At 69.4% G+C, this 16,752-nt stretch carries 13 protein-coding genes; 10 read left to right on the forward strand and 3 right to left on the reverse strand.

All coding sequences use genetic code 11. The features are described from left to right. Positions 1 to 11 precede the first annotated feature (11 nt). Positions 12 to 950, forward strand: coding sequence for a DUF1996 domain-containing protein (locus tag OG729_RS12195; protein ID WP_405805971.1), 939 nt, complete (start codon positions 12 to 14; stop codon positions 948 to 950). A 275-nt stretch (positions 951 to 1,225) separates the two neighbouring features. Here the strand turns inward: OG729_RS12195 and OG729_RS12200 are convergent, their stop codons facing one another. Beyond that, positions 1,226 to 2,599: a cation:dicarboxylate symporter family transporter gene (locus OG729_RS12200; protein WP_405805972.1), complete on the reverse strand. Its 1,374-nt coding sequence runs from the start codon at positions 2,597 to 2,599 to the stop codon at positions 1,226 to 1,228. Between the two features lie 125 nt (positions 2,600 to 2,724). On the opposite strand from OG729_RS12200, the gene OG729_RS12205 reads away from it, so the two are divergent. The 6 genes from OG729_RS12205 (at position 2,725) to OG729_RS12230 (ending at position 9,267) form a co-directional block, all read left to right on the forward strand. Continuing rightward, positions 2,725 to 4,353: an ATP-binding protein gene (locus tag OG729_RS12205; RefSeq protein WP_405805974.1), complete on the forward strand. Its 1,629-nt coding sequence runs from the start codon at positions 2,725 to 2,727 to the stop codon at positions 4,351 to 4,353. Between the two features lie 61 nt (positions 4,354 to 4,414). Next, complete coding sequence (locus OG729_RS12210) at positions 4,415 to 5,113, forward strand: response regulator (RefSeq protein ID WP_405805975.1); 699 nt, start codon at positions 4,415 to 4,417, stop codon at positions 5,111 to 5,113. Positions 5,114 to 5,405: 292 nt separating this feature from the next. Next, entirely contained in the window at positions 5,406 to 6,761 is a 1,356-nt protein-coding gene (locus tag OG729_RS12215; protein WP_405805976.1) for an ABC transporter substrate-binding protein, read from the forward strand. After that, positions 6,758 to 7,624: a carbohydrate ABC transporter permease gene (locus OG729_RS12220; RefSeq protein ID WP_405805978.1), complete on the forward strand. Its 867-nt coding sequence runs from the start codon at positions 6,758 to 6,760 to the stop codon at positions 7,622 to 7,624. Before OG729_RS12215 ends, OG729_RS12220 begins: the two co-directional genes overlap by 4 nt. Next, a complete protein-coding gene (locus OG729_RS12225) occupies positions 7,624 to 8,448 on the forward strand; it encodes a carbohydrate ABC transporter permease (protein WP_405805979.1) in 825 nt (274 codons plus the stop codon). Before OG729_RS12220 ends, OG729_RS12225 begins: the two co-directional genes overlap by 1 nt. 141 nt (positions 8,449 to 8,589) lie before the next feature. Beyond that, positions 8,590 to 9,267: a helix-turn-helix domain-containing protein gene (locus tag OG729_RS12230; RefSeq protein ID WP_405805980.1), complete on the forward strand. Its 678-nt coding sequence runs from the start codon at positions 8,590 to 8,592 to the stop codon at positions 9,265 to 9,267. Between the two features lie 37 nt (positions 9,268 to 9,304). Here the strand turns inward: OG729_RS12230 and OG729_RS12235 are convergent, their stop codons facing one another. Both OG729_RS12235 and OG729_RS12240 read right to left on the reverse strand, forming a co-directional pair. Next, positions 9,305 to 10,306 carry an RICIN domain-containing protein gene (locus tag OG729_RS12235; protein WP_405805981.1) on the reverse strand — a complete coding sequence of 334 codons (1,002 nt, stop codon included), beginning with the start codon at positions 10,304 to 10,306 and terminating at the stop codon, positions 9,305 to 9,307. Positions 10,307 to 10,502: 196 nt separating this feature from the next. Further along, a complete protein-coding gene (locus OG729_RS12240; protein ID WP_360872074.1) occupies positions 10,503 to 11,528 on the reverse strand; it encodes an ATP-dependent 6-phosphofructokinase in 1,026 nt (341 codons plus the stop codon). A 302-nt stretch (positions 11,529 to 11,830) separates the two neighbouring features. On the opposite strand from OG729_RS12240, the gene pta reads away from it, so the two are divergent. The 3 genes from pta (at position 11,831) to pyk (ending at position 16,651) form a co-directional block, all read left to right on the forward strand. Further along, positions 11,831 to 13,912: a phosphate acetyltransferase gene (pta, locus tag OG729_RS12245; protein WP_360872077.1), complete on the forward strand. Its 2,082-nt coding sequence runs from the start codon at positions 11,831 to 11,833 to the stop codon at positions 13,910 to 13,912. Beyond that, the gene (locus OG729_RS12250) at positions 13,909 to 15,120 is read left to right on the forward strand and encodes an acetate kinase (RefSeq protein WP_405805983.1); all 1,212 of its coding nucleotides are present in this window, start codon (positions 13,909 to 13,911) and stop codon (positions 15,118 to 15,120) included. The genes pta and OG729_RS12250 overlap by 4 nt, the downstream gene beginning before the upstream one ends. A 100-nt stretch (positions 15,121 to 15,220) precedes the next feature. Then, the gene (pyk, locus tag OG729_RS12255; protein ID WP_360872083.1) at positions 15,221 to 16,651 is read left to right on the forward strand and encodes a pyruvate kinase; all 1,431 of its coding nucleotides are present in this window, start codon (positions 15,221 to 15,223) and stop codon (positions 16,649 to 16,651) included. The last annotated feature ends 101 nt before the right edge of the window (positions 16,652 to 16,752 follow it).

Below are 16,752 nucleotides of genomic sequence, written 5' to 3' on the forward strand. Positions count from 1 at the left end.
TGTTCCGCCGAATGCTCGCGAGCACCGCGGCCGTGATCTTCCTGATCACGGCGGGATGGGTGACCACGAGGAGCGATTCACCGGCCCCTGAGACGGCCTCGCGTCACACAGGCCATGCGGGCCACGCGTACACCTTCACCGCTGAACAGGCGGCCGCGATCGTCGCCCAGGCGGCGGCCCCGGTCCGCGGCAGCGAATTCCGCGCGGACTGTTTCTCCAGCCACCGCCAGGGTGACGACCCGATCGTCTTCCCCGGTCAGGCGGGCCGCTCCCACATCCATGAGTTCTACGGAAACCGGACGGCGAACGCGTCCTCGACGCTCCAGTCGCTGGCCGAGGGCACAACCAACTGCACGCCGAAGACCGACCTTTCCTCGTACTGGACCCCCACCCTCTACCAGAACGGAGTGCCCGTGGCCCCCGAACGGGTCACCGTCTACTACCAGGGCATCACCGACCACACCCGGGCCGTCGCCCATCCGCGCGGTCTGCGGTACGTCGTCGGCAACGCCCTGGCCACATCGCCCGACCAGAACCCGGCCGCACGCTGGTCGTGCGTGGGCCGGCCGGAGTCCAGCCGGGACTTCATCAACTGCCCGCCCGGCACCAAGCTGGAGAACTATCTGGACTTCCCGACCTGCTGGGACGGGAAGAGCCTGGACACCGCCAACCACCGTGATCACATGGCGTACGCGGTGGGGCAGACGTGTCCCGCCTCGCACCCCGTGGTCGTGCCGCGTCTTGAACTGCTGATCACCTGGCCGGTGAACGGCGGCGGGCTCACCCTCGCGGGCACCAGGAACGGAGCGAATGTCACCAACGCGCCCGGCTACACCTTCCACGGCGACTTCTTCAACGCCTGGGACGACGGTGAGCTGAAGCGCCGGGTGGCCAACTGCATCGTCGCGGGGTACATCTGCGGGACGGACGGCAATCCGATCCAGCAGTGACTGCTACTCCGCCGCCGGGTCCGGGACGCCCAGCAGCCTGCGGGTCAGGGCGTCCCGGTCCGAGGCGGCGGTCGGGCGTGAGGGCCGAGCGGGCGCAGGAGATCGTGGCGGGGCTACAGGTCCCCTCCGGCCGCTGTGGTCCGGGGCCGGCGCTACGGAAGGAGCCGGGACCGGCGCCCCGAGTGCGCCGGTCCCGGCTCATGTCATGCCCTGCGGATGTCAGGCCCTCATAAGGTCAGACCCTCCGGATGCCAGTCCCTGAGAAGGTCCCGCTCTCAGACCTTCGCCGGGACCCCGTCCCCGTCCCGCTGCTCCGGCACCTCGACGTCGGCCTCCGGCGCCTCGTGGCCGCCTGTGTCGTCGAGCAGCGTCTTCTCGTCGAACGGAATCCGGCCGGCCAGCACCTCGTCCACCCGCGCCTTGTCGATCTCCTTCGTCCATGTCCCGACCAGCACCGTCGCCACCGCGTTGCCCGCGAAGTTGGTCAGCGCACGCGCCTCGCTCATGAAGCGGTCGATACCGACGATCAGGCCGACGCCGTCGACCAGTTCCGGGCGGTGCGACTGCAGACCGCCCGCCAGTGTCGCCAGACCGGCGCCCGTGACGCCCGCAGCACCCTTGGACGCGACGAAAAGGAAGAGGAGGAGCGGGATCTGCTCGCCGAGCGACATCGGCTGCCCCATCGCATCGGCGATGAAGAGCGAAGCCATGGTCATGTAGATCATGGTGCCGTCGAGGTTGAAGGAGTAGCCGGTCGGAACGGTGATGCCGACCACCGGCTTGCTCACGCCCAGGTGCTCCATCTTCGCGATGAGCCGCGGCAGGGCGGACTCGGACGAAGAGGTGGACAGGATCAGCAGGAACTCCCGGCCAAGGTACTTGAAGAAGGTGAGGATGTTGAGGCCCGCGACGACGCGCAGCAGCGCGGCGAGCACGACGAAGACGAAGAGGAAGCAGGTGACGTAGAAGCCGAGCATCAGCACGGCGAGGCTCTTGAGCGCGTCCAGACCGGCCGAGCCGGTGACCGCGGCGATCGCGCCGAAGGCACCGATGGGCGCGGCCCACATGATCATCGCGAGGACGCGGAAGACGAGCCGCTGGATGTGCTCCACGCCGCGCAGCACCGGCCGGCCCGCCGAGCCCATCGCCTGCAGCGCGAAACCGACGAGCAGCGCGATGAGGAGCGTCTGCAGGACCTCACCCGTGGTGAAGGCGGAGACGATCGTCGTCGGGATGATCCCGAGCAGGAATTCGGTGGTGTCCTTGGCCTCGGTGGAGACCGCCCCCTGGCCCGCGTCCTTGACCGCGTCGGTCAGCGCCAGGCCCGTACCGGGCTCCAGGATGTTGCCGACGACCAGGCCGATGCCGAGCGCGACCAGCGACATCACCACGAAGTAGCCGAGCGCGATACCGCCGACCGCGCCGACCTTGGCGGCCTTCCGTACCGAGCCGATGCCCAGCACGATGGTGCAGAAGATGATCGGCGAGATCATCATCTTGATCAGGTTCACAAAGCCGGTACCCAGTGGCTTGAGCTCGACGGCGAACTCGGGGGCAGCCAGGCCAACGGCGACGCCCAGCGCCACCGCGATGATCACGGCTATGTAGAGATAGTGGGTCCGGTCCCGCCTGACGGCTCCAGTAGCCACGGGGTCCTCCTAGATTTCACATGCGTCCATGTCCCTATGGATGCCGTGACTATCCACCAGCCTGTGACCCCGGTCACCGTTACGTTCGTTTCGTTCACGCAATTCCGGCCAGGCAGACTTACTGCATGCGCATACCTCGCCCCCGCAGCCTCGCGGGCCAGCTCTTCGCGATGCAGGTCGTACTGGTCGCGGCGATCGTCGCGGGCTGCGCGCTCTTCACCTACCTCACCGACCGTTCCCAGGCCGAGGAGACCGCGCGCCGGCAGTCCCGGGCTGCCGCAACCGCAGTCGCCCGGTCCCCCTCGGTGGTCGCCGCGGCGCGCTCCGCGCATCCGACGGACCAGCTTCAGCCGTACACGGAGCGGCTGCGCCGCGACGCGGGCGTCAACTTCGTCGTGATCATGGCTCCGGACGGCACGCGGTGGACGCATCCGGACCCGGGCGAGATCGGCAGGAAGTACCTCGGCAGCATCGACGAGGCGCTGCAGGGCAAGATCTACAGCGAGAAGCATCTGGGTACGCTCGGCCCCTCGGTACGGACGGTGGCTCCCGTGTACGACAACGGGAAGATCACCGCGCTGGTCAGCGCCGGCATCACCATCCAGAAGATCAGCGAGCAGGCGAGCAAGCAGGTCGTCGGGCTGCTCGTGGTGGCGGGCGGGGCGCTGGCGCTCGGCGGGCTCGGTACGTATGTGATCAACGCGCGGCTGCGGCGGCACACGCACGGTATGAACGCGGCCGAGCTGAGCCGGATGCACGACTACCACGAGGCCGCGCTGCATGCGGTGCGCGAGGGGCTGCTGATGCTGGACGGACGGCGACGGATCGCGCTGGTCAACGACGGTGCGCGGGAGCTGCTCGGCCTGGACGAGGACGCGGTCGGCCGCCAGGTGGCGGAGCTCGGCCTGCCGGCCCCACTGACCGGCGCGCTGCTGGCGGCCGAGCCGAGGGTCGACGAGGTTCATCTGACCGCGGACCGGGTCATCGTGGTGAACACCAGCCCGGTCGTGGGCGGGGAGCAGCGCGGCACGGTGGTCACGCTCCGGGACCACACCGAACTCCAGGCGCTCTCCGGCGAGTTGGACTCCGAGCGCGGCTTCACCCAGGCCTTGCGGTCCCAGGCGCACGAGGCCGCCAACCGCCTCCACACGGTCGTCTCGCTGATCGAGCTGGGCAGGGCGGACGAAGCGATCGACTTCGCCACCGCGGAGCTGGAGCTGGCGCAGGTGCTGACCGACCGCGTGGTGGGCGCGGTCGGTGAGCCGGTGCTGGCCGCACTGCTGCTCGGCAAGGCGGCGCAGGCGAACGAGCGCGGCGTGGAGCTGGTCCTCGCGGAGGACAGCCGTATCGACGACGGCGTACTGCCGCCCTCGCTGCCGGCCCGCAACCTGGTGACGATCCTGGGCAACCTGATCGACAACGCGGTCGACGCGGCGTCGGAGGCGGCGGTGGGCGGCCGGACCGGGGACGGAGGGCGGCCGCCGCGCGCCCGGGTGACGGTCACCGCGCACGCGGACCACGAGGAGCTGCTGCTGAGTGTCGCGGACACGGGTGCGGGCATCGACCCGGCGGACACGGAGGAGGTCTTCCGCCGCGGCTGGTCCACCCACGGCGCGGGCCGGGGCCTGGGGCTGGCGCTCGTCCGCCAGGCGGTGCACCGTAGCCGCGGCACGGTGGATCTGACGCAGGGCCCGGACGGCGGTGCGGAGTTCACCGTACGCCTCCCCCTGCACACGAGTGAGGTGCGCACATGACGAACGCCCCGCGCAGGGCCACGATCCGCGTCCGCGCGCAGCGCACCGCGGAGGTGGCCAGGTGAGCGACACCCCCATCAGAGTTCTCGTCGTCGAGGACGACCCCGTCGCCGCCGACGCACACGCCCTCTGTGTCCGTCGCGTCGCCGGTTTCGACGTTGCCGGGGTCGCGCACTCGCGGTCCGAAGCCGTGCGGCTGCTGGAGCGGACCGCGGTCGATCTGCTGCTGCTGGACCTCTATCTGCCCGACGGACACGGCCTTCATCTCGTACGGTCCCTGCGTGCCGCCGGGCACTCCGCCGACGTCATCGCCGTCACCTCCGCCCGCGACCTCGCGATCGTCCGCGAGGGCGTCTCCCTCGGCGTCGTCCAGTACGTCCTGAAGCCCTTCACCTTCGCCACCCTCCGGGACCGTCTCAACCGGTACGCCGAGTTCCGCGCCGCCGCCGGTGAGGCCAGCGGCCAGGACGAGGTGGACCGCGCGCTCGGCGCGCTGCGCGCACCCCAGGGCGGGGGTCTGCCCAAGGGGCTGAGCGCCCCGACGCTGGCCGCGGTGACCCGTACCCTGCGCGCATCCGCCGCCGGGCTCACCGCCACCGAGGCCGGCGCGGCCGTCGGTATCTCGCGGATCACCGCGCGCCGCTATCTGGAGCATCTGGTCACCGAGGGCCGCGCCGCACGCGCCCCGCAGTACGGACAGATCGGCCGCCCCGAGCTCCAGTACCGCTGGAAGCCGGCCCGCCACCAGGGCGTGTTTTAGAAGTAGCGCCGTCCGCCCGCAGGGCGGGCCCTGCGGCGTCTGGTGCGTGCAATCGCAAGGCGGAGGATCGCCCTCGTACTGGACGTACTTGGGCGACTCCGACAACATCGCGAGTGTGCGTGCCAGGCGTCGCGGGGCAGGCGGGACTTCTAAACACGCCCTAAGCCCTGTCCGGCCGATCCTGCCGGACAGGGCCTGGCCAACGACCTTGGCTTGCATGGGGATTGACCTTGGTCACGGGCAGTCCTACGTTCTCCGGGCAGCCCCCACGGCTGAAGAGGAGGTCGTGCCCGTGCGCCCCACCGCCCCACTCTTATTCCTCGCCACCGCGCTCGCCGCAGGTTCGCTCACTGCCTGCGGCGCCGGCTCCGGCAGCAGCGCCGACACCGTCAAGGTCGCCTACAACCGCTCGACCGACAACAACATCCGCTTCAAGGACCAGTTCCTTCAGTCGATGAAGAAGCAGTTCGAGAAGGACCACCCGGGCAAGAAGGTCAAGCTCGTCCCGATCCAGGCGCCGGACAACGACTACGCCACCAAGGCGCAGCAGATGATGCGCTCCCCCAAAACCGCGCCCGACCTGGTCTACGAGGACACCTTCCGGATCAATTCCGACATCAAGGCCGGGTATCTGAAGCCGCTCGACGACTACATCGGCACATGGGCCCAGTGGAGCCAGTTCGCCGACACGGCGAAGGCCGCGGCCAAGGCCGAGGACGGCAGGACGTACGGCATCCCGGACGGCACGGACACCCGCGGCCTCTGGTTCAACAAGGAGATCTTCGCCAAGGCCGGCCTGCCCGCGAACTGGCAGCCGAAGAGCTGGGCCGAGATCCTCACCGCCGCCCGCGCCATCAAGCAGAAGGTCCCCGGCGTCATCCCGCTCAATGTCTACACCGGCAAGGGAGTCGGCGAGGCGGCCGTGATGCAGGGCTTCGAGATGCTGGTGTACGGCACCGGCGCCGACCCCCTCTACGACCCGGCCGCCAAAAAGTGGGTGACGGGCAGCAAGGGCTTCAGGGACGCGCTCGACTTCGTACGGACGGTGTACGCGCAAAAGCTCGGCCCTGATGTCTCCGACGCCCTCGACCCCAACGTCAACACCCGTGTGGCCACCGAGTTTCTGCCCGAGGGCAAGCTGGCGATCGCACTCGACGGATCGTGGATGGGCCAGAACTGGGTGAACAAGGGCCCCAAGGCATGGCCCGACTGGGAGCGGAAGCTCGGCCGGGCCCCGATGCCGACGCAGAACGGCCAGGCCCCCGGCAAGGTGTCGATGTCCGGCGGCTGGACCTGGGCGATCCCGCAGAAGTCCAAGAACGCGGAGCTGGCCTGGGAGTTCATCAAGACGATGCAGGCCAGGGCGAATGCGGTCGAGTGGACGATCGTCGACGCCCAGATCGCGGTGCGCAAGGACGTCGCCGCCGATCCGAGGTATCTCAAGTCGATGCCGGGCATCGACTTCTTCACCGGGCTGGTGCAGTACACGCACTACCGGCCCGCGCTGCCCGTCTATCCGCAGGTCTCTTCGGCCATCGGCGAGGCGATGGAGAAGGTGACGACGGGTGACGCTTCGGCCGAGGACGCGGCGAAGGCGTACGACGACCAGCTGAAGACCATCGTCGACGGCGCGGTCGTCACCAGGTGAGCACGGCGAGAAGGGGGCCCTGGCGGTGGGCGCCGATCGCCCCCGCCACCCTCCTGCTGCTGCTCTTTCTGGCCGGCCCGATCGGCTACTGCGTCTGGATCGCCTTCACCGACACCCAGCTGACGGGCGCGTCCGGCTCCGGCTTCGTGGGCCTGGACAACTTCCGCCGGGCGTTCGCGGACGACGACTTCCGTAACGCCGTCTGGCTCACGCTCGTCTTCACCTTTGTCTCCGCGGTGCTCGGCCAGAACACCCTGGGCCTGGCGCTGGCCGGTCTGATGAGGGCCGCGTCCCGTCCCGTCCGGACCCTTACCGGCACCCTCGTGATCACGGCCTGGGTGCTGCCGGAGATCGTCGCGGCGTTTTTGCTGTACATCTTCTTCCGCCGCGAGGGGACGCTGAACGCCCTGCTCGACTGGCTCCAACTGCCCTCCCAGAACTGGCTGTTCACGCTGCCGATCCTGGCCGTGTCCTTCGCCAACGTCTGGCGCGGGACCGCCTTCTCGATGCTGATCTACTCGGCCGCGCTCGCCGAGATCCCGCGCGAGATCACGGAGGCGGCGGAGGTCGACGGGGCGAGCGGCCCGCGTCGTGTCTGGCACATCACGCTGCCGATGATCCGCCGCTCCATCGGCACGAATCTGATGCTGAACACGCTCTCCACGCTGTCGGTCTTCGGCCTGATCTGGGCGATGACACGCGGCGGACCCGGCAACCGCAGCCAGACGCTGCCGGTGTTCATGTACGACCAGGCGTTCCTGAAGAGCCTGATCGGCTACGGCACGGCGGTGGCGCTGCTGCTTCTGCTGGTGGGCTCGCTCTTCTCGGTCGTCTATCTGCGTCTGATGAAGGTGGAACTGTGATGCGCCGGACCACCCGGACCCGGCTCACTGCCGACGCCGCCCTGCTGCTGACCGCGGCGGCCTTCGCGCTGCCGCTGATCTGGCTGGTGCTGGCCTCGCTGGACACGGAGGCGGACCTGCGCCTGCGGGCCCCTTCGTCGGTCACCGCGGACAACTTCGACGCGGTGCTGACCGACGAGATCACCTTCACTCCGATGCTCAACAGCCTGCTGCTGTGCGGCGGCGCGACCCTGCTGACGGTTCTCTGCGCGGCACTCGCCGCGTATCCGCTCTCGCGCCACCAATCGCGCTGGGGGCGCTCGTATCTGCTGACGATCCTGTTCACGACATGTCTGCCGATCACCGCGATCATGGTCCCGGTCTACGGCCTGTTCGTACAGGTCGATCTGATCGACACGATGTACGGCACGGGCCTCTTCCTCGCCGCCTCCTCCCTGCCGTTCGCCATCTGGCTGATGAAGAACTTCATGGACGGCGTCCCGCTGGTACTGGAGGAGGCGGCCTGGACGGACGGCGCATCGAGTCTGCAGACGCTGGTCAGGGTGGTACTGCCGCTGATGGGCCCGGGTCTGACCGTGGTGACGATCTACACCTTCATCCAGCTCTGGGGGAACTTCTTCGTACCGTTCATGCTGATCCTGAGCCCCGAGCAACTGCCCGCGTCCGTCTCGATCTTCACCTTCTTCGGCAACTACGGCTCGGTGATCTACGGCCAGCTCGCGGCGTTCTCGATCCTGTACTCGGCGCCGGTGCTGGTGCTGTATGTGCTGATCGCCCGCAGGCTGGGCGGCGGCTTCGCGCTGGGTGGCGCGGTCAAGGGTTGACGGCCGGGCATCCCTCTCGGCAGCATGATCCCTCACGCGACGTTACCAAACGGTAGCGATCAGCTCATACCTTCCTACGACAAGTGGCGTTGGGTGAACGCACCGTAGTCGCCGCGCCTCTTCGCCCTCTAGCGTGGCCGCGTGCACCACACCCCGTCCCCGCCCTTCAACGCCCCCGCCGCGCGCCGACTGCGCGAGGCCCTCGGTATGGCTCCCGGCCATGTCGCGTACGGTCTGCGCGCGCAGTACGGGCTGCACGTCTCACCCGACACGGTGGTCTCCTGGGAACGGGGACTCGCCGCTCCCGGCTCGCGTGAGCTCACCGCGCTCGCCGGGGTGTTGTGGTGTGCGCCGACAGATCTGCTCACCGAGGCGACCACCCTGCGCGAACACCGGATGTCGCGCGGGTTCGCGCCCGACGACCTGGCGCGGCGGGTGGGCATGGAAGCGGGTGCGTATCTGCGCATGGAGCAGACCGGGCGCTGGCGCGGCAATGAGCGGCAGACGGCCCTGCTCGCCGAGGTGCTGGGCCTGGGGCCGCGCGAGCTGCTGATGGCCACCGGGCGGGACCCCGAGCTCGCGGAGGTGCTGCGGGACGCGGTGAAGGCGCGCTGGCAGGCGTATGTGCGCCCGGTGGCGAAGATGCTGCCGATGGACCGGGAGCACATCGAGGACGTACTGGAGCAGCTGCACTCGGACTACCAGTCCCGGATGGTGGCGACGCTCAGCTGGGGCACGGCCTCTCAGGACACCGGTGAGCCGGGCCGGGAGTTCCTGGACCGGATCGTCGAGCACTTCTGGGCGCTGGCCCGCGCCTAGCGCTGCCCTGGCGGGGCGTGCCGCGCCTGCCGCGCGGTTACGGCGTACCCGCCTCGCGCTCGAACGCGAACAGCTGGCCCTTCGCGTCCTGAGTGCAGGCCAGCTGGCGTATCTCGGCGCCAGGCCTGGTGACGGCGTTCTCCACCCCGGCGCAGAGGCCGGTGTGCACAGGCCGCAGCCGGTAGCCGCGTACCGGCGTGCCGACCGGCTCGAAGCGGAAGGCCTCGGCCGGGCCACGCTTGCCGCACTCCTGGTCCTCGACGGGGGCGCCGATCTCCGTCGACTTCTCCATGACGCCGGTGCAGCCCTCGCCGTACTTCTCGTGGAAGGTCACGATCCGCCAGCCGGGCCCGACCTGCTTCAGGGAGAAGCGCGGGATCGTGCCGGGGGCGCACGGCTGCTGGTAGAGCTGACCGTTCTGCCCGCCGTCCTCCGCCAGGCACAGCCCCGAGTGGACGGCCTTGATCTGCAGGCGCCCGGGCCGGGGAGGGCCCGGCGGCAGGTAGGTCATCGGCTTCTCCGTCTTCGCCGAGCTCGGCCGCTGCTTCTTGCCCTCCTCCTTCGAATCGTCCAAGTCGTGGGTCGCGAGCGTCACCGCCAGCGCGACCACGCCCAGCGCCGCGACGGCCGACGGCAGCGCGGCGCGGACCAGCCAGGGCCTGCGCGGCTGTGCCGGCGGGGGCTCCTCGGCGCCGGGGCCCGGCTCCATGTCGCCGACGCCGTACTCAGGCACGTCCAGGGACTGCCGTTCCCGCCGGGTGAGCTCTTTGCGGACGCGCAGCCAGGTCTCGGTCGCCCCGGGGCCGCAGCCGCAGGCGCGCACAAAAGCCGCCACCAGCTCCTCGCGCGGCGCCGTGGAGCGGCTGAGCATATTGGCGACGGTCGAGCGCGGCAGTACGTCACCGGCAGCGTCGGCCCGGGCCGTCAACTCCCGGTAGGTCAGGCCCGACCACTCCTTGAGCGCCTGCATCTGGGCGACGAACTCGGCGGAGTTCTGGGCCAGTTCCGGATCCGGAGCGCTCTGCCCGGCTGAGGCCATGCGTCCCTCCCTCTCCACTTCACGTGCTGGGACAGAGCTGGGACATGTCCCGGACACGCAACAGCCTTGCCATTCACGCCACTTCGCTCAAGAGTGATCTGCGCCATCCGCGGCGGAAATGGACGGGGGAAGCGCGAGTGGCCTTGATCGCCCACGGGGGGTGCGATCAGGGCCACTCGTCGTTTCGGGCGCGGGGTCAGAAGACCGACTCCGCCTCCAACATCCGGTTCTCCGGCACGGTCTTCAGCCGGGTGACCGCCTGTGCCAACGGCACCATCAGCACGTCCGTGCCGCGCAGCGCGGTCATCATCCCGAACTCCCCGCTGTGCACCGCCTCCACCGCGTGCCAGCCGAAGCGCGTCGCGAGCACCCGGTCGTACGCCGTCGGCGTGCCGCCGCGCTGCACATGCCCGAGGATCACCGGCCGCGCCTCCTTGCCGAGCCGCCTCTCCAGCTCCGACGCCAGGCGGTTGCCGATCCCCTGGAAACGCTCGTGGCCGTACTGGTCGATCTCGCCCTTCCCGTAGTCCATCGAGCCCTCGGCCGGGTGCGCGCCCTCCGCGACGCAGATGACCGCGAACTTCTTGCCGCGCGAGAAACGCTCCTCGATCATCTTCATCAGGTCCTCGATCTGGAAGGGCCGCTCGGGCAGACAGATGCCGTGCGCACCGCCCGCCATTCCCGACTCCAGCGCGATCCAGCCCGCGTGCCGGCCCATGACCTCGACGACCATCACGCGCTGGTGCGACTCCGCGGTGGTCTTGAGGCGGTCGATGGCCTCCGTGGCGACCGTGACGGCGGTGTCGAAGCCGAAGGTGCGGTCGGTGGACGAGATGTCGTTGTCGATGGTCTTCGGTACGCCGACGACGGGCATCCCCGCGTCGGCGAGCATCCGGGACGCGGTGAGCGTGCCCTCGCCGCCGATCGGGATGAGCGCGTCCAGGTCGTACTTCTTCGCCAACTCCGAAGCGTTCTCGGCGGCTTCACGCAGCCTGTTCCGCTCCAGGCGGGTGGAGCCGAGGATCGTGCCGCCGCGGGCGAGGATGCCGCTGACCGCGTTGAGGTCGAGCATGCGGTAGTGGCCGTCGAGCAGCCCCCTGAACCCGTCCTCGAAACCGATGACTTCATCGCCGTGGCCGGTGAGGGCGCGGTGCACAACCGACCGGATCACTGCGTTCAGGCCGGGACAGTCGCCGCCTGCCGTGAGAACTCCGATGCGCATTGTGCTGTGTCTCCTGCCCGTCAGTGGTACACGTGAGCCCGGATTCGATTGTTCCACGGGCCTCGGGGAACCCGCGCTCCCAGCCGCTGCGCCTACTGGGCCGGACGCCGCTTGGTGCTCGCTCGCGGGGCCCTTGGATCCGGCCTCGCCCGGCGGGCGCCCTAGCCACCCGCGGAGGTACTGTCAAGAGGGCGGCGCCGCCCCGAGCGGTTTTTTTGTATACACCACCTTACGCACGACCATATGGCCCTTTTGTGCGGAACACCCATTCCGTACGCGACAGCATGGACGGGAGTGGACGCGTGACGCGCAGCGTGTACGTGACCGGGATCGACCGCGGGGACGGCCGGCAGGTCGTCGAGCTGGGAGTCATGGAGCTCCTGACCCGCCAGGTGGACCGGGTGGGCGTCTTCCGGCCGCTGGTGCACGACGGACCGGACCGGCTGTTCGACCTGCTGCGGACCCGCTACCGGCTGTCGCAGGACCCTGAGTCGGCCTGTGGCATGGACTATCACGAGGCCGCGGCCCTGCAGGCCGAGAAGGGCACCGACGAGCTGGTCTCCTGGATCGTCGAGCGCTTTTTGCACGTCGCCCGGGACTACGAGATCGTGATCGTGCTCGGCACGGACTACTCCGGCACCCAGCTTCCCGACGAGCTGGCGCTCAATGCCCGGCTCGCCAACGAGTTCGGCGCCTCTGTGATCGCGGTGGTCGGCGGCAAGGGCCAGACCGCCGAAGCGGTACGGGCCGAGACACGCAACGCCCACCGCGCGTACGAGGCCCTGGGCTGCAACGTCCTCGCCATGGTCGTCAACCGGGTCGCCCCCGCGGAGCGCGAGAGCATCGCCGAGCGGCTGGCGGCCCGCCTCCCGGTCCCCTGCTACGCGCTGCCCGACGAGCCGGCGCTCGCGGCCCCCACGGTCGCCCAGATCACCCACGCCCTGGGCGGCACCGTGCTGCTCGGCGACGACTCGGGCCTGGCCCGGGACGCGCTCGACTTCGTCTTCGGCGGTGCGATGCTGCCGAACCTCCTGAACGCGCTGACGCCCGGCTGCATGGTGGTCACCCCCGGGGACCGCGCCGATATCGTGGTGGGCGCGCTGGCCGCGCACTCGGCGGGCACCCCGCCCATCGCGGGCATACTGCTGACGCTGAACGAGCGGCCGACCGAGGAGATACTGACGCTCGCCGCCCGGCTCGCACCCGGCACCCCGGTGGTCTCCGTCCCCGGCAACAGCTTCCCGACCGCGACCGAACTCTTCGGACTTGAAGGCAAGTTGAATGCCTCCACGCCGCGCAAGGCGGAGACGGCGCTCGGCCTGTTCGAGCGCCATGTCGACACCGGCGAGCTGCTGGCCCGGCTCGCGGTGGCCCGCAGCGGCCGGGTCACCCCGATGATGTTCGAGCACGATCTCCTCGAGCAGGCCCGCGCCCACCGCCGCCGCGTCGTGCTCCCCGAGGGCACCGAGGAGCGGGTACTGCGCGCCGCCGATGTGCTGGCGCGCCGCGACGTCTGCGATCTGACCCTGCTCGGCGACACCGAGATCATCCGCAAGAAGGCCGCCGACCTGGGCATCGACCTCGGCGGCAGCCGGCTGATCGACCCCCAGACCTCCGAACTGCGCCAGCGCTTCGCGGAGCGGTACGCGCAGCTGCGCGCCCACAAGGGCGTGACGGTGGAGCTGGCGTACGACGTCGTGGCGGACGTGAACTACTTCGGCACGCTGATGGTTCAGGAGGGCCTGGCCGACGGCATGGTGTCGGGCGCGGTGCACTCCACGGCCGCGACGATCCGCCCGGCCTTCGAGATCATCAAGACAACGCCGGACGCCTCGGTCGTCTCGTCCGTCTTCTTCATGTGCCTGGCCGACAGAGTGCTGGTGTACGGCGACTGCGCCGTCAACCCCGACCCGAACGCCGAGCAGCTCGCGGACATCGCGGTCCAGTCGGCGGCGACGGCGGCCCGTTTCGGCGTGGAGCCGCGGATCGCGATGCTCTCGTACTCCACCGGCACCTCCGGCTCCGGCGCCGATGTCGACAAGGTGCGCGAGGCCACCAAGCTGGTGCGCGAGGCGCGCCCGGATCTGCGGATCGAGGGCCCGATCCAGTACGACGCGGCCGTCGCGCCGTCCGTCGCCGCGACAAAGCTGCCGGACTCCGAGGTGGCGGGCCGGGCGACGGTGCTGATCTTCCCCGACCTCAACACCGGCAACAACACCTACAAGGCCGTGCAGCGCTCGGCCGGCGCCGTGGCGGTCGGGCCGGTTCTGCAGGGTCTGCGCAAGCCGGTGAACGACCTGTCGCGCGGCGCGCTCGTCAGCGACATCGTCAACACGGTCGCGATCACCGCGATCCAGGCCCAGGGTCAGGAGCTCCCCGCATGAGAGCCAATCGTGTCCTCGTACTCAACTCCGGTTCCTCGTCGGTGAAGTACCAGCTGCTGGACATGCGCGATGCCTCCCGGCTGGCCGTCGGTCTCGTCGAGCGCATCGGCGAGGAGACATCGCGACTCGTGCACACCCCGCTGACCGGCGGCGGCAAGCGCGAGCGCATCGGCTCGATCGCGGATCACAGCGCGGCCCTGAAGGCCCTCGCCGAGGAGCTGACGCAGGACGGGCTCGGCCTCGACTCCCCCGAACTGGCCGCCATCGGCCACCGGGTGGTGCACGGCGGGCTGAAGTTCACGGCCCCGACGGTCATCACCGACGAGGTGCTGGCGGAGATCGAGCGGCTGATCCCGGTCGCTCCGCTGCACAACCCGGCGAACATCACCGGCATCCGTACCGCCCAGGCGCTGCGCCCGGACCTGCCGCAGGTCGCGGTCTTCGACACCGCGTTCCACACCACGATGCCGGAGTCGGCCGCCCGTTACGCCATCGACGTCGAGACGGCGGACGCGCACCGGATCCGCCGCTACGGCTTCCACGGCACCTCGCACGCGTATGTCTCCCGCCAGACCGCGGCCCTGCTCGGCAAGGACCCGTCCGAGGTGAACGTCATCGTGCTGCACCTGGGCAATGGCGCATCCGCGTCGGCGGTGGCCGGCGGCCGGTGCGTCGACACCTCGATGGGGCTGACGCCGCTGGAGGGCCTGGTGATGGGCACCCGGTCCGGTGACATCGACCCCGCGGTTACGTTCCACCTCAAGCGGGTCGCGGGAATGTCGGCGGACGATATCGACGAACTTCTCAACAAGAAGAGCGGTCTGCTGGGTCTGTGCGGCGACAACGACATGCGGGAGATCCGCCGCCGGATCGACGAGGGCGACGAGCGGGCGCGGCTCGCCTTCGAGATCTACATACACCGTCTGAAGAAATACATCGGTGCCTACTACGCGGTACTCGGCAGGGTGGACGCGATCGCCTTCACCGCCGGGGTCGGTGAGAACGCGGCGTCGGTGCGCGAGGCTGCCATCGCCGGCCTGGAGGAGCTGGGGATGACGCTGGACCCGGAGCTCAACGCCGAGCGCTCCGACCAGGCACGGATCATCTCGGCGGCTTCGGCACGGGTCGCGGTGGCAGTGGTACCGACGGACGAGGAAATGGAGATCGCCCGGCAGACCTTCGCTCTGGTCGCCCCCGAGGGTGAATAAAGGGCGCATAAAGGGCCCACGCCTGAGCGGCGGCCCGCCCATTTGTACATTCCACCAGACGGAATATTCCCCATAGAAACAAACCGATAGGATCCGCCTTATGCGCCGTTCCAAAATCGTCTGCACACTGGGCCCCGCCGTCGACTCGTACGATCAGCTGAAGCTGCTCATCGAGGCCGGTATGAACGTGGCCCGTTTCAATATGAGCCACGGGACCCACGCTGAGCACGAGGAGCGGTATCACCGCGTCCGCCAGGCGTCCGAGGACACCGGCCACGCGGTTGGCGTGCTCGCCGACCTCCAGGGCCCCAAGATCCGTCTGGAAACCTTCGCCGAGGGGCCGGTCGAACTGGTCCGCGGCGACGAGTTCACCATCACCACCGAGGATGTCGAGGGCAACAAGTCCATCTGCGGCACCACGTACAAGGGCCTGCCCGGGGATGTCTCCAAGGGCGACCAGATCCTGATCAACGACGGCAACGTCGAGCTGCGCGTCGTCGAGGTCGTGGGTCCCCGCGTGAAGACCATCGTCGTCGAGGGCGGTGTGATCTCCGACCACAAGGGCATCAACCTGCCCGGCGCGGCGGTCAATGTCCCGGCCCTGTCCGAGAAGGACGTCGAGGACCTCCGCTTCGCCCTGCGGATGGGCTGCGACCTGGTCGCGCTCTCCTTCGTACGGGACGCGAGCGACGTCAAGGACGTCCACAAGGTGATGGACGAGGAGGGCCGCCGCGTCCCCGTCATCGCCAAGGTGGAGAAGCCGCAGGCCGTCGAGAACATGCAGGACGTCGTGATGGCGTTCGACGGCGTGATGGTCGCGCGCGGCGACCTGGCCGTCGAGTACCCGCTCGAGAAGGTCCCGATGGTGCAGAAGCGCCTCATCGAGCTCTGTCGCCGCAACGCCAAGCCGGTGATCGTCGCGACCCAGATGATGGAGTCGATGATCACCAACTCCCGCCCGACGCGCGCCGAGGCGTCGGACGTGGCGAACGCGATCCTGGACGGCGCGGACGCCGTCATGCTCTCCGCCGAGTCCTCGGTCGGCGCCTACCCGATCGAGACCGTCAAGACGATGTCGAAGATCGTGGTCGCGGCGGAGGAGGAGCTGCTCTCCAAGGGCCTCCAGCCGCTGGTCCCGGGCAAGAAGCCGCGTACGCAGGGCGGTTCGGTGGCCCGCGCCGCCTGCGAGATCGCGGACTTCCTCGACGGCAAGGCCCTGATCGCCTTCACCCAGTCCGGAGACACGGCCCGCCGGCTCTCCCGCTACCGCGCGGAGCAGCCGATCCTGGCCTTCACGACGGACGAGTCCACGCGTAACCAGATGACTCTGAGCTGGGGCGTGGAGTCCTTCCTCGCACCGTTCGTGGAGACGACGGACGCGATGGTCGACCTGGTGGATGCGGCGCTGCTGAAGCTGCAGCGCTTCAACGAGGGCGACACCATGATCATCACGGCGGGGTCGCCGCCCGGTGTTCCGGGGACGACGAACATGGTGCGGGTGCACCACTTGGGCGGCGTCGACGCGAAGTAGGGCCACGCGCCTGCGGAGATGGCGAGGGCGGTACCCCGGATTGGTCGGGGGTACCGCCCTCGGGCCTTTCCGATGGGCGCGGCTGGTCGACCTCACCCGAG

Source organism: Streptomyces sp. NBC_00210 (assembly GCF_045160975.1).
Classification (GTDB): domain Bacteria; phylum Actinomycetota; class Actinomycetes; order Streptomycetales; family Streptomycetaceae; genus Streptomyces.